The following is a 23,325-nucleotide window of genomic DNA, read 5'->3' as shown; positions in this document are numbered from 1 at the left end:
AGCAATGCGCGATTTCGCGGTTTCGGACAGTCCGGCGGTGCAGGAACAGCTCGACCGGCTTGCCGCGTTGACCCTGCCTCAGGGACGGCTGGGCTTGGACCCGGTGCGAGAATTGCTGACCCGGGTCGGCGATCCGCACAGGGCGCTGCCACCCGTCTTCCACATCGCCGGAACCAACGGCAAAGGTTCGACCAGCGCCTTCCTGCGCGCGATGCTGGAGGCGGGCGGCCACCGCGTCCATCAGTTCACCAGCCCTCATCTCGTGCGTTACAACGAACGCATCCGGTTGGCGGGCGAATTGATCGACGATGCGATGCTGGCCGATCTGCTTCGCGAAGTGCTCGACGCAGGCGAGGATATCGGCGCGAGCTTCTTCGAGATCACGACGGTCGCCGCATTCCTCGGCTTTGCGCGCGTGCCCGCCGATGCCTGCGTGATAGAAGTCGGGCTTGGCGGGCGTTTCGATGCGACCAATGTCATCGAACACCCTGCCGCATGCGGCATCGCAGCGCTGGGCATCGACCACGAACGTTTCCTGCTGGTGGAAGAAGAGGGCGCGCCAGCCCATCCGATGGCGCGCATCGCGTTCGAAAAGGCGGGGATCGTGAAACCGGGCGTGCCCTTGATAACGCAAGCCTACGAGGCCGAGGCTCAGGACCAGATCGAACGTGCCGCGCGGATCGCCGGATCGCCGCTGCACATGCGCGCTTCGGACTGGACCGCCAGCATGGGCGCGACCATCGAATACAGCGACCGCCACGGCGAACTGACCCTGCCGCTGCCCGCGCTCCCCGGCGCGTTTCAGACGGACAACGCGGCACTGGCCGTGGCGATGCTGCGACATCAAGATCGCGTGCAGGTGCCGGCAAGCGCATTTGCCGACGGCATCGCTGCCGCCCGCTGGCCCGCGCGGCTGCAATGGCTGCCCAATGGTCCGCTGACCGATCTCGTGCCCAATGCGAGCGTTCTGCTCGACGGGGGGCACAACCCCGATGCCGGGCGGGTTCTGGCCGATTACCTTGCCACGATTGACGGGCCGATCCACGCGATCGGCGCCATGCTGGCCGCCAAAGATGCGCGCGGTTTCCTGTCGTCCTTTGCCGAACGGATCGCCAGTTTCACCGCCGTGCCTCTCCCCTCCCACGATGCCTTTGCGCCCTCCACTCTCGCCCAAATCGCGCGTGAGGCAGGAGTACGGCAGACCGGCACCGCCGATTCGGTTCAGGAAGCGCTGGCGGCGCTGAACCGGCGGGGCACGGTGCTCATCTGCGGCTCGCTGTATCTTGCGGGCGAAGTGCTGCGCGAAAACGGGCCTCTGCCGGCTTAACCCGGCGCGACGACGCCCGCGCGCTGGCCCAGCCGCGCCTGCCTGACCCATTCGATCACGCAGAAAACCACCGCGATAAAGCCGAGCAGGGTGGTCAGGATGAAGACCGGGTAATAGCCCTGCTCGTCGATCATCTGGCCCAGCGCTCCGCGACCCAGCGTGCCGACAAGGAAGGTCAGCGAAGACAGCAGCGCGTATTGCACAGCGGAATAGCCCTTTGCTGTGATCGACGACAGGTATGCCACCAACGCCGCCCCGGCGAGCCCGCCTGCAAGATTTTCGCCCGCGATGGCCACCATCAGCTTGGCCAGACGCAAGTCGCCGCCGAACCATTCGACAAGCGAGGCAAACCCGGTAAAGTTCGCCACCGCCGCCATCGTATGGCCGCCCAGCGCGAGATCGGCGTATAGCAGGTTCGACAGCGCCGCCGTCAGCGCGCCGATGAACATCACCGGCATCCGCCCGATAAAGCTGAACAACGCCCCGCCCAGCGCGATGCCCAACATCAGCGCGCCCACGCCAAAGAACTTGGAGGCAATCGCCACCTCGTCCTTAGAATATTCGAGCTCGCCCAAGTAGAACGGATAGGCGAAACTGCCCCACACGGTATCGGTAAAGCGATAAGTCAGCACCAGCGTCAGGACGATGACCACGGCCCAGCCAAGCCGCCCGACGAATTCCGTCAGCGGTAGGATCAGCGCGCGGTATCCCTGATCGACGAAGCTGTCGATCGCCCCGTGCTTGGTCACCGTGCCATTCAGGACGTGGCGCCCCTTGCGCCGCCAGTTTTCCAGGATCGCGGCAACGATGACGGGCACTACCACGGTCGCAACGACGATCACCGGACCCATGTTCTGAATGAATTCAACCGAATCGGGTCGCGCACCCGGCGCGCTGGACAAGGACCGATACATAAAATTGCCGACGGTAATCAGCGCCCATGCCCACAACACGCCCACAATGGTCAGCGCCCATCCGCGAATGCGCGGCGACAATTGGCCCGCCTCGCGAAGCCCGCGCAGCGCGTCGTCATCAGCGGTCAGCGACGCCGTCGTTTGTTCAGGTTCGGGCGCGAATATCGCGGCGATGGCGATCACCAACATGATCCCGCCCATGATCGCATAGACCGTGGGCCAGCCCGTCCGTTCCGCCATGAACAGCGCCAGCGCACCGCCCACCAGCACTGCCGATCGCCAGCCGAGCTGATAGACGGTGGAAAGGATGTCGATCGTCGCCACTTCATCGGCAACGTCGACACGCCATGCGTCCATCACCACGTCCTGCGTCGCGCTGGCAAAGGCGCCCAGCCCGGCAAGCAGCGACAGCACGCCGATCGCGCCAGCCGGATCGAGCCGCGACACGAATATCAGCACGACCGCCAACAGCATCTGCGCCGTCACGATCCATTGCTTGCGATGGCCGAGTCGCTTGATTCCCGGCAGATCGATCCGGTCGAGCAAGGGCGACCACAGGAACTTGAACGCGAACGCCAGCCCGATCAGCGAAAAGACGCCCATGGTTTCGAGATCGACCTTCGCATCGCTCATCCACGCGTAAAGCGTCGACAACAGCAGCGTGTACGGCAGCCCCGAGGCAAAGCCGAACAGCAGCATGTACGCGGTCTTGCGATTGCCGAGCGAGGCCATCAGCTTGCGCCAGCCGGGCTTTTTCGCGGGCAACGGTTCGGTTTCGTCCGGGTTGCTTTCGACTTCGTTGATGGTGCTCGTCATGGGCGCTCCCGGATGGTCATGCGTGAACTTTAGGGGTTAACCGCGCAACTGCAATCACATGCGCGGCCTATCCCCGGCTTGTGCGAACGATGCCAATGTCGCATGGCGCACATGTGAACAAACCACCCAGAAAGCCGCCCGCCCCCGCCGACCGCCGCGCCGGCAAGCGCCCCCCGTTCCGGCGCAGGTCCGATCCTGCGTCGTCCAAACCCGCGCCCGACATGCCCAAACGCGACGGCGACCGCATCGCCAAGTTGCTCGCCCGCGCCGGCATCGCCAGCCGCCGGGAGGTGGAACGCATGATCGAAGATGGCCGCGTTTCCATCGACGGCGTGGTGCTCGATACGCCCGCCACGGTGCTGACTTCGCTGCGGGGCGTGACCGTCGACGGCAAGTCCGTCGCTGCGCCCGAACGCGCGCGCCTGTTCCTTTTTCACAAGCCATCGGGCCTGTTGACGGCGGAACGCGATCCGATGGGGCGGCCGACGATCTACACCGCGCTGCGCAACGCTCTGCCCAAAGATACGCCCCGCGTGATGCCGGTCGGCAGGCTGGACTTCAACACCGAAGGTCTGCTGCTGCTGACCAACGATGGCGAGCTCAAGCGCGCGCTTGAGCTGCCGTCATCGGGGGTGCCGCGCACCTATCGCGCCAAGGCGATGGGCGAAATCGGCCAGAACGATCTTGAAGCATTGTTCGAGGGCATCACCGTCGATGGCGTTCATTACGGCCAGATCGAGGCCAACCTCGAACGGCGCAGCGGACGGCAGAACTGGATCGAGATGACTCTGGCCGAAGGGAAGAACCGCGAAGTGCGCAACGTCCTTGAACACTTGGGCCTTCAGGTTTCGCGCCTGCTACGCATCGCCTATGGCCCGTTCATGCTGGGCGACATGCCGCGCGGATCGGTTCTGGAAATTCCACAGGCCGAAGTCGAACGCTTTCGCAAGACGCTAGCGCGAGAGGCTGCGAAGTGAAAAGTCCGAAACCGGGAAGCAAACCGCCGGGTATGCGCATCATCGCGGGCGAATGGCGCGCGCGCAGGTTGGTCGCGCCAGCTGGCGAAACGACACGACCGACGGCCGACCGAACCCGCGAAACACTGTTTTCCATGCTGGTCAGCCGGATCGGGACGTTCGAAGGACTGTTCGTCGCCGACTTGTTCGCAGGGTCCGGCGCAATGGGGCTCGAAGCCCTGTCGCGCGGCGCGGCGCAAGCCTTGTTCGTGGAACAAGATGCGGCGGCGGTGCGCGCCTTGCGGACCAACATTGCAGAATTCGGCGCACAGTCGCGTTCGGATGTGCGCGCTGCTTCGGTCATGGGGCTTGGTCAGGCAAAGGCGCAGCCCGACGTGATGTTCATGGACCCGCCCTATGGTTCCGGCGCCGGATCGGTGGCGCTGGACAAGTTGAACCGGCTTGGCTGGATTGCGCCGGGCGCATGGATCAGCATCGAAACCGACCGCAGCGAGGACATAGCGGTAAGCGGTTTCAACGTCGAAACCGTGCGCGACAGCGGCAAGGCGCGCATACACTTGCTGCGCCCTGCCGCCGACTGAGCGATCATTCGGAAGTAGCTGCTTCCTCGTCAAGCTGCGCTGCCGGTGTCGGCGCAGGAGCGGGAGCGGGCTTCTTCATCTTTTCCGCAGCGGTAAGTCCGCTCGCCGGGGCGCCGGGCCAATGGTCTAGCGGAACATGTCCGAAGTTCAGCCCGGCTTCGCGCGGGTTGATGCAGCCGTCCTGCGCTTCGGGCGTGCAGACATCGTATACTGTCTCACCGATCTTGACCTTTGTCGCCACGCCTTTGGCATCGCGCTCGACGACTTCGGCTTTCATTTCTTCGTGATGTTCGGCAAGTGCAGGCGCTGCAATGCCGAGCGCCAGTCCTGCTGCCAGCATGGGTGCGAATAGACGGATCATGGACAATCTCCCCTTGTTCCCAATGACGGGGGGATTAGGCCTGATAAAATGGCAGGGCGCAACCGCATTGCCCGAAGCCATGGATTGGCGCGCTTTACCGTCTCGAACGTAAACGGGGCGGCAGTGCTATTGCACATACCGCCCCATTCCCGAACCGCGGAGATCGCAAAACCGCGGCGGTGGTATGATACGTCTTACATCGAGCTGGCGGGCTTGCCCGGCCAGTAATCGAGCGGAACGTTGCCATAATTCTTGCCAGCTTCGCGCGGCTGGATGCAGCTGTCTTGGATTGCACCGCCGCAGATCGGATATTCACCGGTGCGCGCTGCAGGCGTTGCCTCGACAGTAGTGCTCGACGCCATGATCGTCTTGGTTTCCGCTGCCTGGGTGGCAGTAATCTGGGCGTTGATGCTATCCCATGCCGCAAGCTGCTGCTCAGGTGTCATAGCGGTGATCTGGCCCCGCTGTTCAGGGCTAAGCGCCCACCATGCACTCTGCTGTTCCGGCGTCAGAGCCCAATAGTAGGACTGATAATCGCTAGGCCAGGTCCAATAGCTGGTGCGCGAATCGCTGGGCCATGCCCAATATGCGGTGCGATAATCGGCCGGCCAGCCCCAATAGCTAGTCCGGTAATCGGCCGGATAAGTCCAGAATTCGCTCTGATAGTCGCTCGGCCAGCCAGTGTAGAAGGTCTGGTTTTCGGCAGGCCATGCGTCGTATTCGGATTTTTGAGCCGCATCGAGCGCATCGTAGCCACGCTTGTCCTGAACGGAATTGACACTGCCGACGTTGTCCTGCGCAAGCGCAAACGACGGTGCTGCAATAGTAGCGGCGCCAAGCATGAGAGCGGCACCGGCCTTGAGAAGCGTTTTCATCGGGAACTCCTGAATTCTGATTTGCATTTGCCTGATCCTACGCTTGCCAGTGCTGTTTCGTTCCGGACCCCGCCCTTGCGCCTTGGTTCGGCGTTCTCTACCTGTTCACCAGTGAGCCACAGCGAATCCCCCCTTCCCGCAAACATTGCAGATACCGGCGTGAACCCTCAGGAACCGTGGGTTTCCGGGCTCAATCCGCCGCAACGCGAAGCGGTCGAAACGACCGAGGGACCAGTTCTGATGCTGGCGGGGGCCGGAACGGGCAAGACGGCGGCACTCACCGCACGTTTGGCACACCTCGTCGCAACGCGTCGCGCCTGGCCCAGCGAAATTCTTTGCGTCACATTCACCAATCGCGCCGCACGCGAAATGCGCGAACGGGTGGGCCGGATGATTGGACCGGCGGTCGAAGGAATGCCGTGGCTTGGCACGTTCCACGCCGTCGCGGCAAAGATGCTGCGCCGTCATGCCGAACTCGTCGGGCTTCAGTCGAACTACACAATCGTCGACACCGACGACCAGTTGCGCCTGTTGAAACAGCTTATCCAGGCCGAAAATCTCGATGAGAAACGCTGGCCTGCGCGGCAGCTGGCCGGGCTGATCGACAGATGGAAGAACCGGGGACTGAACCCCGCCGATCTCGATGCTGTCGAAAACGAAGCCTATGCCAATGGCAAGGGCGCGCATTTCTATTCGCTGTATCAGAATCGGCTCAAGACGCTGAACGCATGCGATTTCGGCGACCTGCTGCTTCACATGCTGAACATTTTCCGGCGCGAAAAGGATGTTCTGGAAAGCTATCGCCAGCGGTTCAAATACATCATGGTCGACGAATATCAGGATACGAATTCGGTTCAGTACCTGTGGCTGCGCCTGCTTGCGCAACCGCGTCACAACATCTGTGTCGTGGGTGACGACGACCAATCGATCTATTCATGGCGAGGCGCAGAAGTCGCCAATATCTTACGGTTTGAAAAGGATTTTCCCGGAGCGAAGGTGATTCGGCTGGAACAGAATTATCGTTCCACGCCGGAAATTCTGGGCGCGGCATCCGGCCTTATCGATGCCAATAGCGAACGGCTGGGCAAGACGCTTTGGACTGAAGCCGGATCGGGCGAAAAGGTTCGCGTCATCGGAGTATGGGACGGTCCCGAAGAAGCGCGCCGCGTGGGCGAGGAGGCCGAAAGCCTGATGCGCCGCGGTATAAGGTTGTCGCGCGCCGCAATCCTGGTCCGGGCGCAGTTCCAGACGCGCGAATTCGAAGACCGCTTCATCCAGATCGGGCTGCCGTACAAGATCATCGGCGGATTTCGCTTTTACGAACGGGCGGAAAGCCGCGACGCCCTCGCCTATCTTCGCGTGATCGCCCAGCCCGCTGACGATCTCGCGTTCGAGCGGATCTACAACACGCCCAAGCGCGGGCTTGGCCAGAAAGCGCTCGAAAAACTGCACGTCTATGCGCGTAGCCAACAGATTCCGCTGGCGATGGCCGCGCTCGACATCTGCGATACCGACGAACTGCCTGCCCGGGCTCGCAACACGCTGCTCGCGCTGATGCGAGACTTCGCCCGCTGGCGCGAGGCGGCACAGACGCTCAGCCCCGCCGAACTCGTGCGCACCGTGCTGGACGAAAGCGGATATAGCGCAATGCTACAGGCGGAAAAAACGGCAGAGGCGGCCGGGCGGCTGGAGAACCTGTCGGAACTCGCCCGCGCGATGGAAGAATACGAGACGCTGGGCGCGTTCCTCGAACATGTCAGCCTCGTCATGGAAAACGAGACGGCCGACGCACAGGACACGATTACGATCATGACGATGCACGCGGCAAAAGGGCTGGAATTCGACCACGTCTTCCTACCCGGCTGGGAAGAAGGCGTATTCCCGTCACAGCGCGCGATCGACGAAGGGGGCTTGCGCAGCCTGGAGGAAGAGCGCCGCCTCGCCTATGTCGCGATCACGCGGGCGCGCAAGGAATGCACCATCCTCCATGCCGCGAACCGCCGCATCTACGGCCAATGGTCCAGCGCCATTCCATCGCGTTTCGTCAACGAATTGCCCGAAGCGATGACTAGCGTCGAAGCGACGATGACGGGCGGCGCATCGCTTTGGCGCGCGCAGTGGAGCGAACATGCGGACCCGTTTGCCCACGTCGCCAATGCGCAGCCGGCTCGCACGATGACCCGCGGACCCGGCTGGAAACGCGCAGCCGCAGGCGAATACGATCCCACGCCAAAGCACATTCCCGAAGCGCGCCGCAGCGCCGCAAGCTTTGCCGCCAAGCCGCGAACCGATATCGCGATCGGTGACCGCGTCTTCCACGAAAAGTTCGGCTATGGCGAAGTCTTGGCGCAGGAAGGTAACAAGCTGGAAATCGCCTTTGAGAGCGGTTCTTCGAAGCGGGTTATCGACAGTTTCATAAGGCCGGCCTAGCCACAAAGATCGCGATTGCGGCATTAACCGATAATAAACCCTGTTTGCTTACCTCCCGATATGAGCAAGGCGCGATAACCATCTCGCCTGCACTGCGGGGGCACATGGCAATGTCGGTTCAGCAAGTAACTATTTGTGGCGTCGGCATGTCCGGCCCCGTGCTTGTCGACGCCGCGTTCGCCCGCGCCGCCACGATCTGAAGTCAAACCCAGAAAGCGCGAGTATCCGAACTATGGCATCCCTTCCTGAAACCGCCGCTTCACCAGCGAAGTTCGACTGGAAGGCGGAAGCCATCCGGTTCGCCGAACGTGCGTTCCTTGTCGTTCTGTCGACGGGCGTGATCGTTCGCCTGGCGCCGCATATCGCGGAACATCCGCAGCTTGTCCTGTTTCTCTTGGGCGAGCTTGTCGGCGTGTTCATGCTGCTGATCCAGCGGCGCGGGGCATGGACGGTGAAACCATGGCCGATCTTCATCGCCGTTGTCGGAACCGGGTTGGCGCTCTGCGTCATCCCGGAGGGCACCGCCTATATTTCCAACCTCGTCTCATTCGCGATTATCGCAACCGGCGCGATCATCACCTTGTCCGCCAAGGTTTTCCTTGGCCGCAGCTTTGGCGTCATTCCGGCGAACCGCGGGGTGAAATCAATCGGTGTCTACAGGCTTGTCCGCCACCCGATGTACCTAGGCTACATGATCAGCCATATCGGCTACGTGTTGATGTACCTTTCGGCATGGAACGTCGCGATTTACGCAATCGTATGGACTGCGCTCTACTTCCGCACGATCGAGGAAGAGAAGTTCTTGCGACAGGACGAAAGCTACCGCCAATACGCGGAAAAGGTACGCTACAAATTGATCCCAGGCGTGGTCTGATCGCCTAACGCGTAAACGAAAAGGTCCGGCTCGGAGATACTCCGCGCCGGACCTTTTATTCTGGGAATTTGTCTGGTGGTTACCCGAGCAAGGATCGGGCAATCACGTCAATTCGCCACGCAGCTGTCAGTCGACGGTAACGGCCTCGATCAGAGCGCCGAAACGCCCAGGAATTCAGGCACCGGACCGTTCCACACGCCCGGCTCCGTCGGCTCTTCGTAATCGTTCCGTGGCGGGCGCGATTGGCGATCGGGCGCCTTGTGGGGAGCACGGTCACGACGGGGCCTGCTATCCTCAGAAGGCTTTACTGTCTCCCGCGCCACGACTTCAGCTTCGAGCAAAGGTTCGACGACGGGCTCGAGCTCGATTTCGGGCTCGACCTTCGGTTTCGCCTGGCGCCCGCCTCTGGGCTTACGCTCCGGCTTGGCATCGGCCGTGTTTTCACTCCGCGCGCGCGACTTGCGGGCAGGCTTTTCGGTCTCGGCACTTTCGACGGCAGGTTCGGTTTCGACAGGTTTCACAGTGCCGAAATCGAACGCGGGCAGCTTTGCCCCGGTCAGCTTCTCGACATTATCGAGCGCCTCGGCATCTTCGGGCGCGATCAGGGTGAAGGCGCGACCCTTGGCTCCGGCGCGACCGGTGCGGCCAACGCGGTGGACGTAATCGTCCGGGTGCCATGGGCAGTCGAAATTGATGACGTGGCTGACGCCCTTAACGTCCAGCCCACGCGCGGCAACGTCGCTGGCGCACAGGATGTTGATCTTGCCTTCCTTGAACAAGGCGAGTTCGGCCAGCCGCGCCGGTTGTTCCATGTCGCCATGAATTTCGCCGGCCGAAAAGCCGTAGCTCTTCAGGCTCTTGGCCAGTTCACGCACCGTCGTCTTGCGATTGGCAAAGACGATCGCGGTCGACACATTGTCATTCTGCAGGATGTAACGCAGTGCCTCACGCTTCTTGCGGGCGGGGACATCGATCTTGAACTGAACGATGTCCGCGTTGGTCGAAGCGGCCCGAGACACCTCGATGCTCTTCGGATTGGACAGGAACTTGTCCGCCAGCTTCTTGATCGGCGGCGGCATCGTCGCGCTGAACAAAAGCGTCTGGCGCTGCGCGGGAAGCTTGGTGCAGATCGTCTCGATGTCGGGGATGAAGCCCATGTCGAGCATACGATCCGCTTCGTCGATGACCAGAAGGTCGCAACCGGTCAGCAATATCTTGCCGCGCTCGAACAGATCCATCAGCCGGCCCGGAGTCGCGATCAGCACGTCGACGCCTTCGTCGAGTGCCTTGATCTGATCGCCCATCTGCACGCCACCGATCAGCAGAGCCATTTTCAGGTCGTGGTTGGTGCCGTACTTTTCGAAGTTCTCGGCCACCTGCGCTGCCAATTCGCGCGTCGGTTCGAGAATCAGCGAACGCGGCATCCGCGCACGGCGACGGCCATGGGCAAGGATGTCTATCATCGGCAGCACGAAGCCCGCCGTCTTGCCGGTACCGGTCTGGGCGATGCCGATAATGTCGCGCATCATCAGCACGCTCGGGATCGCTTGCGCCTGGATCGGCGTGGGCACGGTATAGCCGGCCGCTTCGACCGACTTCAGCAATTCATCAGACAGGCCGAGATCGGCGAAATTCATGCAATCATCCCGTATGGGCAGTTCCGGCCGCAAAAACCGGACAATGTTAAGTTACGATTCGGAAAAAATCGACGGCGGGCCGGGGCCCGGTTGGTGCCGGCGCGTTTCGGCGCTGACGATACCGGGTCTGTTCGGACCGGGAAGCATGCCCAAGCAGGGCACAACTCATCCGCCGCTATGCGCAAGACCTGCGAAAAGTCAAGGAGAACCGCTTGACAGCGGCCGGTTCAGCCGCGCTCCCCCTGCCGGAACCGCAGCCCGGACGGTAACCCCGACCGATACATCACTCCTTTGCGGGAGTAATGTCCCGAAAGGCACTGAGCTGGCAGTCCGCGCCCGACCGCGCGTGCAACGCTTCCCTTCCGGCGCACAGCATGCCGTCGGCCGGACGTTCGACATAAAACCCGGAATAGAAACTGCTCACCTGACATGAACGATCGAGCAAAGTGCTGATGATCCGCCGATCACGCATATAAAGCAGCAGGTTGCGCCCGCTTCCCAGCCGCAAGCCCGTCACATCGGCCAACGCGATGCACTGCTGCACGGCATCGGGTGCGGCAGTGGGGCGTTTCGGTTCGACTTTTGGCAGGGTGACCGGCGGCGGCGGGGCGACACGGCTTAATGGTGTGATGCGGATCATCACGCGTTGGCGCGTCTGGACCTGAAACTGGACTTCGGAAAACGAAACCTCGATCAGGTCAGGCACTGGCGCCCGTGCACCTTCTACGGGAATGTCGGCGCTGGCCCCGGTAAGGGCAAGCGGCAGCAGCCACATCGCACCTATGCCCATCCCCAAATGACTGCTCCAACCCTGAATGGACTTTTGACTTCGGCAACAGGCGACTACGGTAACAGGGCCATATTTCGCAAGCCCCTGCTGCCCTGCTTCTACTCATGCACGGTGTGGATTGAATGCGCGCTTAACCGATACGATGTACGCCCGGCATCAAGACAAATGCCGACTATCGTGCAAGAAGATCATTTATGACCGACAACCCACTCATCGACGCAGACCTGCATGGCGACGCTTTCCTTGCGTCAGTGCGCTCCATCCTTGGCGACAAGGGTACTGTCATCGACACCGACGACATGGCCCCATGGCTCAGCGACTGGCGCGGTCGCTATCACGGCAAGGCGCGCGTGCTGGCGCAGCCCGCGGATGCTCATGAATTGGCCGCGATGGTCAGGCTTTGCGCGAAACAGGGCGTACCGATCGTGGCGCAAGGCGGGAACAGCGGCATGGTTGGCGGCGCAGTGCCCGACGACAGCGGCACCGCGATCCTGCTTTCGACGCGGCGGATGAACGATATCGCAATCGATGCGGACACCATGACCGCGACCTGCGGCGCAGGCGCGATCCTGCAAGTGCTGCATGAAGCTGCCGAAGCCCATGGCTTGCGCTTCCCGCTATCGCTGGGCGGAAAGGGTTCGGCCACCGTCGGCGGCCTGGTTTCGACCAACGCAGGCGGAACGCAGGTCCTGCGTCATGGCGTGATGCGTGCGCTGGTTCAGGGGTTGGAGGTCGTGCTGGCGGATGGGCAGGTGCTCAATCTCACGTCCAATTTGAAGAAGGACAATCGCGGCTTCGACCTCAAGCAGATGTTCATCGGGTCGGAAGGTACGCTCGGCATCGTGACCCGCGCGGTGTTGAAGCTTTCGCCCGCGGTGGCAGAGCGGCGGGTCGTTTTTGTCGGGCTTGAATCCGCGCACCGCGCGCGCGAACTGCTGGTGCACTGCCAGAAGGCGATGCCCGCCGCTCTCGAAGGGTTCGAGATCATGCCGCGTCAATGCTTAGACGCGGTGGTCGAATATCTTCCCGACGCGCGCGATCCTCTGGGAGAAGGGCATAATTGGTACGCCCTGCTCGAATTCGTGGCCGACAAACATGCCGCCGCCACGCTGGGCGATGAGGTCGAGGCGCTGTTGATGGACGCCCTTGAGAAAGAACTGTGCGCCGACGCCGCGATCGCCGCGAACGAAACGCAGGCCGAATCATTCTGGCAATTGCGCGAATCCATCGCGCCTGCCGAACGAGCACGCGGTCCGGCGATGCAGCATGACATATCCGTCCCGGTCGAACGCATGCCCGATTTCATCATCGCGGTGGAAAAGGCCATCCTCAAACGCTGGCCAGGGCATGAGGTCATCTCGTTCGGGCATCTTGGCGACGGTAACGTCCACCTGCACGTCATCGCGCCATCGGGTAGCGAGCGCGAGCAATGGGAGCGCGAGACCGGGAAGTCCATCAGCCGCTTCGTCTACGAACTCGTCACCGCATGGGGCGGATCAATTTCCGCCGAACACGGCATCGGGCAGGACAAGCTGCAAACGCTGCGCGACACGCACGATCCGGCGGCATTGTCGGTGATGCGGGCCATAAAGCGCGCGTTGGACCCGGCAGGATTGCTGAACCCCGGCAAGCTGGTCTGATAATCGCTGACAATCGGGCGAAATCGCCCGGTTCGCGGCTTGCGCCCGTAGAACGAAGCCCTTAAACCGCGCGCCAATTGTCGCGACAAGCGACCTGTCCTTCCAACCATCTTCCTTCCGGAGAGAGCCCAATGGCCAGTGCGCCGAACGCCAATCTTCCGCTTTTCTACAAGTCGCTCGTTCCGCTGAACAGCAATCAGCACGGCACCTGGCGCGCAAAGTCGACTGACAAGGCCGCCTGGCTCGCCAAGGAACATGCCGTTCCGATCACGGTCGAGGAATTCCCGCTGGCGCAGCGCGATTTCCCGATCGTTTTTTCCTCGGGCGAGAACCCCGTTCCGCTCGCTCTGATGGGGCTGAACGAAGGCGTGAACACCTTCTTCGATGAAGAAGGCAACATGACGTCGGATTGCTACGTCCCCGCCTATGCCCGGCGTTATCCCTTCCTGCTGGCCAAGCTGCAGCCCGATGCCGACCAGCTTTCGCTGTGCTTCGACAATTCGAGCGGCCTGGTCGGCGAATTCGAAGATGGCGAGGCGCTGTTCACCGATGGCCAGCCGAGCGAGGCGACGCAGAACATCCTCAAGTTCAACGAGAACTTCGAACAGGCCGGTCAGCGAACCAAGGCGTTCATGGATGAACTGGCCAAGGCCGGCTTGCTTATGGACGGCGAAGTATCGATCGGACGGGATGGCGAAGCGCCATTCATCTATCGCGGCTTCCAGATGGTGAACCAGGAAAAGCTCAAGGAAGTCCGCGGCGACCAGCTTCGCAGCTGGAATCAGAGCGGGCTTTTGCCGCTGGTCTTCGCGCACCTGTTCTCGCTCAACCTGATGCGCGATATCTTTTCGAAGCAGGCAGCGATGGGCAAGGCACCGAAGCCGCAAGTGCAGCAGGCTTGATTTTCGGGCAATTTTTCGACGCTGAAACCTGCGCAAGGGCAAAATAAAAAAAATCTTGCGTGATGCACTCTTGCAACAGCCGATAACTTGCCCTATTTGTTGAGGTGTCCGGCGGCGGCTTCCCTCATGGCTCCACCGGACCGACGCATTAGCGTGCGTCAACCTCCCTGAACCTTGACCACCCCGTGTTCGCACGGGGTGGTTTTTTATGTGCGATCCGCGTGTGGCGACGACGCGCCCGCGCCTTCAAGCCCTATGTTGCGACTGGTTTGTAAACGGCCTGTTATTCGGCCGCTTGCGACAAGGCATCGCCCGACGTGTCGATCATTGCCGCCATGGCCTTCACCATCTCCGCCACGATCTTGGCCTGTCGCTCCACACCGTTTCCGGGCTGCTCCAGCGCTTCGTCGAGGTAGAGGCTGCGCGCAATCTCGACCTGTACGGCATGGATGCCCGACCTCGGCTTGCCGTGGCGATCGAGTACGTAGCCGCCAGCATAAGGCCGGTTATAGGCGCAGGCGGCTCCGGCCCGGTCCAATGCGCCCATTGCAGCCGCGACCACATCACGCCCGCAACTGGCGCCGAATCGGTCGCCGATGACATGGGTTGCCGGCGTGATCCCCGCCGCGCCATGGGGCAGGTCCGGCATTGAATGCATGTCAACCAACAGCGCCGCGCCCCATATCTCGCGGATTTCGGCCAGAACCCGCGCCAGCGTATCATGATAGGGCGCATGGATCGCGGCGATCCGATGCTGGGCGTCCACCGGCCGCATTGGCGCGCGCCACAGTTCACCGATACCGGCAAGCCTGCGGGGAAAGAGGCCCAATCCGCGCAGCGATCGCGCGCTTTGTGCTCCGCCACGTGGCATATCCCGGCGCATGGCGGCCTTCTCTGCTTCCGAACCGGAAAACATCGCGAGGTCGAAATCGCGCGGATCGCGATTCAGGTCGATCATCGCGCGCGGGGCGTGGGCGACTAGCATCTGCGCGCCGCAACTCGACGCAACTTCGCGCGCGACGGCATCGACAAACCGATCCTCCAGCCGCAGCGGCGTTTCGGCTGGATGGCGCATACATCCCATCAGGTCTGGCGAATAGGCGCGTCCCGCATGGGGCACCGCGATGATCACCGGAACACGCGCAGCTGCCGGCTGGTGCAATGTAAATGCCGGGCGCGCCAATCCGGGAACCGAGCCGCCAGCTTCTACCACAAAACCGCCATTGGCTGCGCCTGCGGTCGGAGTGCGGTCGGGCCGGGGGCGTTCGGGGTTCATCGCGTTGCACGCTGAACCGCGCGCATCCGTGCGTCAATGGCCCGAAACCGTGCTTTCCTGTTCCAAAGGTGCACATCTGCGGAAAGGATCGGGAAATTTAATAAAAATGTTATAGTCACATAGGGGATCAGTCTAACGGGCAACGCGTCGGTCGCTGGCACAACATACCCACAGGCCGCTTCCGACGGCTTCACGCCATGGCACTGCGCCGATTATTGAGGACGACATGATTCGCATCCTGCTGGCCGAAGACGAAGATTCGATGCGCACTTACCTCGCCCGCGCGCTTGAAAACGCCGGGTACGAGGTGACGGCGGTCGATCGCGGCACCCATGCCCTGCCGCTTTTGACCGAAGAGCATTTCGATTTGCTGCTATCCGATATCGTCATGCCGGAAATGGACGGCATCGAACTGGCGCAACGTTGCGCGCAGGTCTCTCCGACGACGAAGGTCATGTTCATCACCGGTTTCGCCGCCGTGACGATGAAGGCCAGCCGCGAAGCGCCACAAGCCAAAGTACTGTCCAAGCCATTCCACCTGCGCGATCTCGTGCTGGAGGTCGAGCGGCTGTTCGACGGCAACATGGCGAACGCGAACCTTTGATCCCTGACTTTTTTTAAAAGCCGTGCGAACGGGCTTGCCCAGTCCCGCGCCTGTCGCTATTGGGCAGCGCCTGCACAGCCGGCGGCAACGTTGCCCCGGCCATCGCGGACCCGATAGCGTGGGCGTATAGCTCAGTGGTAGAGCACTGTGTTGACATCGCAGGGGTCGGAAGTTCAATCCTTCCTACGCCCACCATCGCGGCCCGTCGCACCGGTTGATCGACCGGCCAGCAGCCTCGACTTTCCGTAACGGTCGCGCCGTCGTGCCTTGCACTCACACCCCGCTTTGCTAAGAGGCGCGCGCAACGTATCGCGTGCCGTCCGGTGCGCTCTCCCATTCAGACCAATCGAGAGACAAGCCTCATGCAGAAGATCAAGGTAGCGAACCCGGTCGTTGAAATCGACGGCGACGAGATGACTCGGATCATCTGGCAGTGGATTCGCGAGCGCTTGATCCTGCCTTATCTCGACATCGATCTGAAATACTATGACCTGTCCGTCGAAAAGCGCGACGAGACCGAAGACCAGATCACCGTCGACGCCGCCAACGCCATCAAGGAATTCGGCGTCGGCGTTAAGTGCGCGACGATCACCCCTGACGAAGAACGCGTCAAGGAATTCAATCTCAAGAAGATGTGGCGTTCGCCCAACGGCACTATCCGCAACATCCTTGGCGGCGTGGTGTTTCGCGAACCGATCGTGATCGACAACGTGCCCCGGCTCGTGCCCGGCTGGACCGACCCGATCGTCGTCGGTCGTCATGCGTTCGGTGATCAGTATCGCGCCACCGACACGCTGATCCCCGGCAAGGGCAAACTGCGCCTCGTTTTCGATTCCGAAGACGGCCAGAACGACATGGACCTCGAGGTCTTTGACTTTCCCAGCCCGGGCGTCGCGATGGCGATGTACAACCTCGACGATTCGATCCGCGACTTCGCGCGCGCCAGCTTCAACTATGGCCTCGGCCTGAAGTGGCCGGTCTACCTGTCGACCAAGAACACCATTCTCAAAGCCTACGACGGCCGCTTCAAGGACCTGTTCCAGGAAGTGTTCGAGACCGAAGGCTTCCAAGAAAAGTTCAAGGAAGCGGGCATTCATTACGAACACCGCCTGATCGACGACATGGTCGCATCGGCCCTGAAGTGGAGCGGCAAGTTCGTCTGGGCCTGCAAGAACTACGATGGCGACGTGCAGTCCGACACCGTGGCACAAGGCTACGGCTCGCTCGGCCTGATGACTTCGGTCCTGATGGCGCCCGACGGCAAGACGGTCGAAGCCGAAGCCGCCCACGGCACCGTCACCCGCCATTATCGTCAGCACCAGCAGGGTAAGGCGACCAGCACGAATCCGATCGCATCGATCTTCGCGTGGACCCGCGGCCTGATGTATCGCGGCAAATTCGACAACACGCCCGATGTCGTGAAGTTCGCCGAAACGATCGAACGCGTCTGCATTCAGGCCGTTGAACAAGGCAAGATGACCAAAGACCTCGCGCTGCTCATCGGCCCTTCGCAGGACTGGATGACGACCGAGCAATTCTTCGAAGCCATCGTTCAAGGTCTCGAAAAGGAAATGGCCAACTGGGCCTGACCCGACGCCGGTTCCGGCATGAATGATTTGAATGGCCCTCCCCCGTTTCGCGGGTGGAGGGCTTTTCTTTGTGAGATCCATCGCTAGATGTGGCGGCAATGACCGAAACCAGCAGCAAAGCCCGCCTCGAAGTCCGCCAGGCAGTTCCCAAGGACGTTTCCGCAATCGCCGCCCTGATCCGGCGAGTCTATGTCGATTTGCCGCCCTATACGTTCGGCGAGATCCGCGGCCAGCTGAACAACTATCCCGAGGGATGCTTCGTCGCGAAACTCGACGGCAAGCTCGTCGGGTACTGCGCGTCGATGCGCGTGCCGGCCAACCTTGCCCTGAAACAGCATACCTGGGACGAAATCACCGGCAACGGTTTCGGCAGCCGCCACAAGCCCAACGGCGAATGGTTGTACGGTTATGAAATGTGCGTGGACCCCAAGGTTCGCGGTACGCGCATCGGCCGGCGACTGTACGAAGAACGTCGTGCGCTGGCCGAACGGTTGGAACTGACCGGCATCGCCTTTGGCGGCCGGATGCCCAACCTGTCGCGCCATTGGCGCAAGGTCGACGGTCCGCAGGATTACATAGCGAAAGTACAGGAAGGGAAGCTGCACGACCCGGTTCTTCGCTTCCAGCTCGCCAACGGCTTCGAACCAATCGGCGTGCTGAAGGGCTATTTGCCCGAGGATACCAAGTCGAAGGCGTTCGCCGCGCATCTTGTATGGCGCAATCCTTACATCGACACCGACAAGCCAAAGAAGTTCCGCGTGCCCCGTGACGTGGAACAGGTCCGTATCGCGACGTGCCAGCTTCAGGCGCGCGCAGTGAAGGACTATGACGAATTCATGCGCGGCATCGAATATTTCGTCGACGTGGCCGCGGATTACGAGGCCGATTTCATCCTCTTCCCCGAACTTTTCACGCTGCCCCTGCTGTCCATCGCTGACCAGGAATTGAGCAGCCAGGAATCGATCGAGGCGCTTTCGGCCTATACGCCCAGGATCAAGAAGGCGCTGTCGAAGATGGCGCTGGAATTCAATATCAACATCATCGGCGGATCGCACCCGACGCGGATGGAAGACGGCGACATCCACAACGTCGCCTATGTCTGCCTGCGCGACGGGTCGATCCACGAACAGGAAAAGATCCACCCGACCCCGAACGAGGATTACTGGTGGAACATCAAGGGCGGCGATTCGATCGACGCGATCCAGACCGACTGCGGCCCGATCGGCGTTTTGATCTGTTACGACAGTGAATTTCCCGAACTCGCCCGCCGACTGGTCGACGAAGGCGCGCGGATCATCTTCGTCCCGTTTTGCACCGACAGCCGGCAAGGCTACATGCGCGTGCGTTACTGCGCCCAAGCCCGCGCCATCGAAAACCAGTGCTTCGTGGTGATGAGCGGGAATGTCGGCAACCTGCCCAATGTCGGCAATATGGACATTCAGTACGCCCAGTCCTGCATCCTCACGCCATGCGATTTCCCCTTTGCGCGTGACGGCATCGCGGCAGAAGCAAGCGAGAACGTCGAAACGCTGACCATCAGCGATGTCAATCTGGCCGACCTGTCGTGGGCACGGGCAGAGGGCACGGTGCGCAATCTCGCCGACCGGCGGTTCGATCTGTACCGGATTGAGTGGGACGATCAGGTGGGCAAGGACCCGACCGCCGCGACCAAGATCGACGACGCCGCGGGCGGAAAGCCGCTGGGGTCGAAGGCCCTTGGCGGCGGCTGAAAACATGCGCCGCCGATCGACGAACGACCGATAGCTCCCGACCGAACCCGGTTCAGGCTCTTGTCATCCACAGTAGTTACGCTAGCAACTACGTTATGAAGGCGTGCCGCCGCATGTCTTAGGGACTGAATCTGACCATGCTGAACACCGACCGCCGCCGCTTGCTCGCTTTTGGCGCAATCCTGCCGTTCGCCAGCGCCACTCCTGCTTTCGCTCAGGCGATGGCGGACGGGGTGACCGGCGGCGACTGGGACTTGTCCGAACTGTTCCCCGACTGGACCGCATGGGAAACCGCGCGTCAGGCCGTACTCGCCACCCTTCCCCGCCTTGCCGCCTACAAGGGCCACTTTGGCCACGGCCCGGATGCCATGGCCAAGGCGATGGCCGACATTTCCGACGTGTCGAAAGACGCCGTTCGCGTTTACATCTATGCCCACCTCAGCGCCGATGCCGACGTGCGCGTTTCAAAAAACCAGGAACGTGAGGGTCAGGCGAGCGACATGTTCACGGCCTTGAGTGAAGCGACTTCGTGGGTTTCGCCCGAGGTCCTCGCGCTGGGCGCGGAGAAGGTCAACGCTTACATCGCTGCGAACAAGACCCTGCAAGACCGCTTTGCCTTCAGCTTGAGCCAGACGCTGCGCGGGGCCGATCACGTGCTTGACGCCAAGGGCGAAAGCATTCTGGCTTCGTCGAGCGCGCCGCTCACCGGTCCGGATGACGTGCGCTCGCAATTGACTGCGTCAGACATGCCCCGCCCGACCGTCAAGCTTTCCGACGGAACAGAAGTGCGGTTGGACGACCAAGGTTATTCGCTCAATCGCGACGCGCCGAATCGCGAGGATCGCAAGCTGATCTTCTCCGAGTTCTGGGATTCCTATGCCGCTTTCAGCAATACGCTGGGCGCTGCCTATACGTCGAAGCTGAAGGGCGACGTGTTCCGCGCCAAGTCGCGCAATTATCCGAACACGCTGTCCTGGGCGCTGGATGGTCCCAACATTCCCGAAGGCGTCTATCGCACGCTGGTCGAGGAAGTGAACCGCGGCCTGCCGCAGCTTCACCGCTATTTTGATTTGCGTCGCCGCATCCTTGGCCTGCCGGACATCGGTTATTATGACATCTATCCGCCGCTGGTAACGCTGGACCGCAAGTTCACGCTGCCCCAGATGCGCGCCATCACGATCGAGGCGTTGAAGCCGTTCGGCCCGGAATACGGCAAGCTGCTGACCGACGCGACGACGAAAAAGTGGATGGACCCCAATCCCCGGACCGGCAAGAAATCGGGCGCATATATGCAGGGCGGAGCATATGATGTGCACCCGTACCTGCTGCTGAACCTCGGCGAAGATTTCGATTCCATGTCTACGTACGCCCATGAATGGGGTCACGCGATCCACACGCTGTTGTCGAAGGATAACAACCCTTGGGAAACCTATGACTACGCGACCTTCATTGCGGAGATCGCGTCGACGGCGAACGAGGTTTTCCTCAGCCGCTACATGCTGGACCGGGCAAAGACGAAGCAGGAAAAGCTGTTCTATCTGGGTTCCCAGCTAGAGGCCGCGCGCGGATCTTTCTTCCGCCAGACCCAGTTCGCCGAATTCGAGCTGAAGGCGCACGAACTGGCCGAAGCGGGCGAAGGTCTGTCGGGTGAAAAATACGCCGAAATCTATTACGATATCCTGCGTCGCTATCACGGGCCGAACATGATCTTGCCCGAAAACGTTGCGCACGAATGGTCGTTTGTCAGCCACTTCTTCCGTTCTGACAGCTTCTACGTCTTCCAATACGCCACCTCGATCTCCGCCGGCACCTGGTTCGCCGACCAAATCATGAACGGCGGCAAAAAGGAGCAGAAGGCAATGATCGACGTGTTGAAGGCTGGCGGTTCGGACTATCCGATCGACATTCTGAAAAAGAAGGCCGGGCTCGATATGACCAAGCCAGACGTCTATCGGGCCTTCGTCGCCAAGTTCAGCGAGACGATGGACGAGATCGAAAAGCTGCTCTGATCGCGGGCGGATAATGGGATACATTCGGCCGGTCGGGAGCAATCTCGGCCGGCCGAATACATACGGTGCCGGCCGCGGGTAAGATTTTCGGGAGCTAGAAGTCGCCCCTCAATCCGAAGTAGAAAATCATCGGCTTGCCGCACTGGCCAATTGCCGCAATGCAACGTAGGTAGCCCATAGATGGCGAGCGAACTGCATTTATCACCCGTACTTTCCGATGCGCTGGTCATTCTTGGCGCCGCGGGCATCGTGATCCCGGTCTTTGCACGGTTCCGCATCACGCCCATCATCGGGTTCATTCTTGTCGGCATGCTGGTCGGCCCGTTCGGGCTCGGGCGGCTCGTATTCGACTATCCGTGGTTGCAGTATATCACGATTACCGACCCTCAGGGGTTGGAGCCTTTTGCCGAATTCGGCATCATCCTGCTGCTTTTCACCATCGGTCTGGAACTGTCGTTCAACCGATTGTGGCAATTGCGGCGCATGGTATTTGGCCTCGGCGCGCTGGAACTTTCGATCTCCGCCGCGCTGATCGCTTTCGTGCTGATGGCGATGGGCCAATACTGGACCGGGGCCATGGGGCTTGGCCTTGCGCTCGCGCTCTCGTCGACTGCACTCGTCCTTCCTATTTCAGGCACGAAAAGCCCGGTCGGCAAGGCTGCGCTGTCGATGCTGCTGTTCGAAGATATCGCCATCGTGCCGATCATCTTCCTGCTCGGCGCGATGGCGCCTTATGCGGCTTCAGATGGGATGGAGGGGCTCTGGTACACGATTTGGACCGGCGCGCTGACCGTAATCGTGTTGATGGTCGCGGGCCGCTTCCTGCTCCCCCGCCTGTTCGCGCAAGCCGCCCGGACCAAGAGCCCGGAACTGTTTCTCGCCGCCAGCCTGCTTGTCGTCATCGTCGCTTCGCTTGCCACAGCGGCTGTTGGGCTTTCGCCCATCGTTGGCGCGCTGCTGGCTGGCCTACTGATCGCGGAGACGGAGTATCATACCGAGGTCGAGGGCATCACGGCCCCGTTCAAGGGGCTCGCGCTCGGCATTTTCCTCATCACAGTTGGCATGGGCGTCGATCTTGGCGTCATCGCCGCGAATGCATGGTCAATTGCGATGGCCGTGTCGGGCGTGCTGTTGGTCAAGGCACTGGTCACCGGCGCAGTGCTGCGGATGATGGGCGCGCGGCGCGGCACGGCGGTCGAAACGGGCATCATGATGTCCAGTCCTTCGGAGACGACGCTCATCGTATTGTCGGCAGCCGCGACGGCACAATTGATACAGCCGCAGACCGCGCAATTCTGGCAAATCGTCACTGCCATCGGGCTGACGATCACGCCAATTCTCGCGCTCCTCGGCCGCAAAGTTGCGCGCCACGTCGATGCCGCCCCCGCCCCGACGGAGGCGGAGGAGGACGACGATCCGACATCGGGACGTGCGATCATCCTGGGCTATGGCCGCGTCGGGCAATTGATTGCCGACATGATGAAGCGCCACGATCAGCGTTTCCTGGCAATCGATTCCGACCCCGAACTGGCCCATCTGGCACGGCGTCGTAAGCACCCGCTGCTTTACGCTGATGCGAGTGGGCCCGCGCTCGACCGGATCGACCTGTCGAACGCATCGGCCATTATCCTGACGATGGACGAACCAGTGCTGGCCGCACGGCTCCTGCGCAGGTTACGCAGTCACTATCCCGACATCCCGATCATCGCCCGGGCCCGCGACACTACCCATGCAGCGGAGCTTTATCGTGCCGGGGCGACCGAAGCCGTTCCCGAAACGCTCGAAAGCTCGTTGCAACTGTCGGAAGCGGTTCTGGTCAATATCGGCGTGCCGATGGGGCACGTTATCGCGTCGATCCACGAAAAGCGGGACGAATTTCGCGAACAGCTGATGCGCGAGGGTCAGCTCACCCGCAAACCAAAGCTGAAGACCAGCCTCGCCGACCGCGTGGCCACCAAGGTCGAAACCGAAAGCGCCTGACCTTACCGACGCG

General features: G+C 61.5%; 18 protein-coding genes and 1 tRNA gene. 13 read left to right on the top strand and 6 right to left on the bottom strand.

Annotated elements, in window-relative coordinates; genetic code table 11:
• Nucleotides 1-4 precede the first annotated feature (4 nt).
• Nucleotides 5-1,327, top strand: coding sequence for a bifunctional folylpolyglutamate synthase/dihydrofolate synthase (locus tag EKN06_RS01520; protein ID WP_127611112.1), 1,323 nt, complete (start codon nt 5-7; stop codon nt 1,325-1,327).
• Here the strand turns inward: EKN06_RS01520 and EKN06_RS01515 are convergent.
• Nucleotides 1,324-3,057: an AmpG family muropeptide MFS transporter gene (locus EKN06_RS01515; RefSeq protein WP_127611111.1), complete on the bottom strand. Its 1,734-nt coding sequence runs from the start codon at nt 3,055-3,057 to the stop codon at nt 1,324-1,326. The two genes, EKN06_RS01520 and EKN06_RS01515, sit on opposite strands and share 4 nt — an antisense overlap.
• Before the next feature lie 113 nt (nt 3,058-3,170).
• Between EKN06_RS01515 and EKN06_RS01510 the strand changes: the two genes are divergently transcribed.
• Both EKN06_RS01510 and rsmD read left to right on the top strand, forming a co-directional pair.
• The gene (locus EKN06_RS01510; RefSeq protein WP_420810743.1) at nt 3,171-4,034 is read left to right on the top strand and encodes a pseudouridine synthase; all 864 of its coding nucleotides are present in this window, start codon (nt 3,171-3,173) and stop codon (nt 4,032-4,034) included.
• Nucleotides 4,035-4,066: 32 nt separating this feature from the next.
• Nucleotides 4,067-4,615 carry a 16S rRNA (guanine(966)-N(2))-methyltransferase RsmD gene (gene rsmD, locus EKN06_RS01505; RefSeq protein WP_127611931.1) on the top strand — a complete coding sequence of 183 codons (549 nt, stop codon included), beginning with the start codon at nt 4,067-4,069 and terminating at the stop codon, nt 4,613-4,615.
• Between the two features lie 4 nt (nt 4,616-4,619).
• Here the strand turns inward: rsmD and EKN06_RS01500 are convergent, their stop codons facing one another.
• Nucleotides 4,620-4,976: a hypothetical protein gene (locus EKN06_RS01500; protein ID WP_127611109.1), complete on the bottom strand. Its 357-nt coding sequence runs from the start codon at nt 4,974-4,976 to the stop codon at nt 4,620-4,622.
• A 194-nt stretch (nt 4,977-5,170) separates the two neighbouring features.
• A complete protein-coding gene (locus tag EKN06_RS01495) occupies nt 5,171-5,851 on the bottom strand; it encodes a hypothetical protein (RefSeq protein ID WP_127611108.1) in 681 nt (226 codons plus the stop codon).
• Between the two features lie 159 nt (nt 5,852-6,010).
• Here EKN06_RS01495 and EKN06_RS01490 point away from each other — a divergent pair, with 159 nt between their 5' ends.
• Nucleotides 6,011-8,281 (top strand): ATP-dependent helicase, encoded by a 2,271-nt coding sequence (locus EKN06_RS01490; RefSeq protein ID WP_420810775.1) that lies wholly within the window; start codon nt 6,011-6,013, stop codon nt 8,279-8,281.
• 232 nt (nt 8,282-8,513) lie between these two features.
• Nucleotides 8,514-9,155 carry a methyltransferase family protein gene (locus EKN06_RS01485; RefSeq protein WP_127611107.1) on the top strand — a complete coding sequence of 214 codons (642 nt, stop codon included), beginning with the start codon at nt 8,514-8,516 and terminating at the stop codon, nt 9,153-9,155.
• 149 nt (nt 9,156-9,304) lie between these two features.
• Here EKN06_RS01485 and EKN06_RS01480 read toward each other — a convergent pair whose 3' ends face one another.
• Both EKN06_RS01480 and EKN06_RS01475 read right to left on the bottom strand, forming a co-directional pair.
• Nucleotides 9,305-10,792 (bottom strand): DEAD/DEAH box helicase, encoded by a 1,488-nt coding sequence (locus EKN06_RS01480; RefSeq protein WP_127611106.1) that lies wholly within the window; start codon nt 10,790-10,792, stop codon nt 9,305-9,307.
• 283 nt (nt 10,793-11,075) lie between these two features.
• On the bottom strand, nt 11,076-11,582 hold the full coding sequence (locus tag EKN06_RS01475) for a hypothetical protein (RefSeq protein WP_127611105.1): 507 nt from the start codon (nt 11,580-11,582) through the stop codon (nt 11,076-11,078).
• Nucleotides 11,583-11,776: 194 nt separating this feature from the next.
• Between EKN06_RS01475 and EKN06_RS01470 the strand changes: the two genes are divergently transcribed.
• Both EKN06_RS01470 and EKN06_RS01465 read left to right on the top strand, forming a co-directional pair.
• Nucleotides 11,777-13,222 (top strand): FAD-binding oxidoreductase, encoded by a 1,446-nt coding sequence (locus tag EKN06_RS01470; RefSeq protein WP_127611104.1) that lies wholly within the window; start codon nt 11,777-11,779, stop codon nt 13,220-13,222.
• Between the two features lie 131 nt (nt 13,223-13,353).
• Nucleotides 13,354-14,124 carry a SapC family protein gene (locus EKN06_RS01465; RefSeq protein ID WP_127611103.1) on the top strand — a complete coding sequence of 257 codons (771 nt, stop codon included), beginning with the start codon at nt 13,354-13,356 and terminating at the stop codon, nt 14,122-14,124.
• Nucleotides 14,125-14,407: 283 nt separating this feature from the next.
• Here the strand turns inward: EKN06_RS01465 and EKN06_RS01460 are convergent, their stop codons facing one another.
• Entirely contained in the window at nt 14,408-15,400 is a 993-nt protein-coding gene (locus EKN06_RS01460) for an N-formylglutamate amidohydrolase (RefSeq protein WP_127611102.1), read from the bottom strand.
• 226 nt (nt 15,401-15,626) lie between these two features.
• On the opposite strand from EKN06_RS01460, the gene cpdR reads away from it, so the two are divergent.
• The 6 genes from cpdR to EKN06_RS01430 all read left to right on the top strand — a co-directional run bounded on the left by cpdR (nt 15,627) and on the right by EKN06_RS01430 (nt 23,312).
• A complete protein-coding gene (gene cpdR / locus EKN06_RS01455; protein ID WP_127611101.1) occupies nt 15,627-16,004 on the top strand; it encodes a cell cycle two-component system response regulator CpdR in 378 nt (125 codons plus the stop codon).
• Between the two features lie 120 nt (nt 16,005-16,124).
• Nucleotides 16,125-16,199 (top strand) — tRNA-Val (locus tag EKN06_RS01450).
• A gap of 167 nt (nt 16,200-16,366) precedes the next feature.
• Nucleotides 16,367-17,593 carry an NADP-dependent isocitrate dehydrogenase gene (locus tag EKN06_RS01445; protein WP_127611100.1) on the top strand — a complete coding sequence of 409 codons (1,227 nt, stop codon included), beginning with the start codon at nt 16,367-16,369 and terminating at the stop codon, nt 17,591-17,593.
• A 98-nt stretch (nt 17,594-17,691) separates the two neighbouring features.
• Nucleotides 17,692-19,323: a bifunctional GNAT family N-acetyltransferase/carbon-nitrogen hydrolase family protein gene (locus tag EKN06_RS01440; RefSeq protein WP_127611099.1), complete on the top strand. Its 1,632-nt coding sequence runs from the start codon at nt 17,692-17,694 to the stop codon at nt 19,321-19,323.
• A 137-nt stretch (nt 19,324-19,460) separates the two neighbouring features.
• Complete coding sequence (locus EKN06_RS01435; protein WP_127611098.1) at nt 19,461-21,332, top strand: M3 family oligoendopeptidase; 1,872 nt, start codon at nt 19,461-19,463, stop codon at nt 21,330-21,332.
• A 180-nt stretch (nt 21,333-21,512) separates the two neighbouring features.
• Nucleotides 21,513-23,312, top strand: a complete 1,800-nt coding sequence (locus tag EKN06_RS01430; RefSeq protein WP_127611097.1) for a cation:proton antiporter domain-containing protein — start codon at nt 21,513-21,515, stop codon at nt 23,310-23,312.
• Nucleotides 23,313-23,325: the final 13 nt, after the last annotated feature.

Source organism: Croceicoccus ponticola (genome assembly GCF_004004515.1).
Classification (GTDB): Bacteria; Pseudomonadota; Alphaproteobacteria; order Sphingomonadales; family Sphingomonadaceae; genus Croceicoccus; species Croceicoccus ponticola.
The sequence above is the reverse complement of the archived record's forward strand: the minus strand, read 5'-3'. Positions and strand labels throughout refer to the sequence as shown.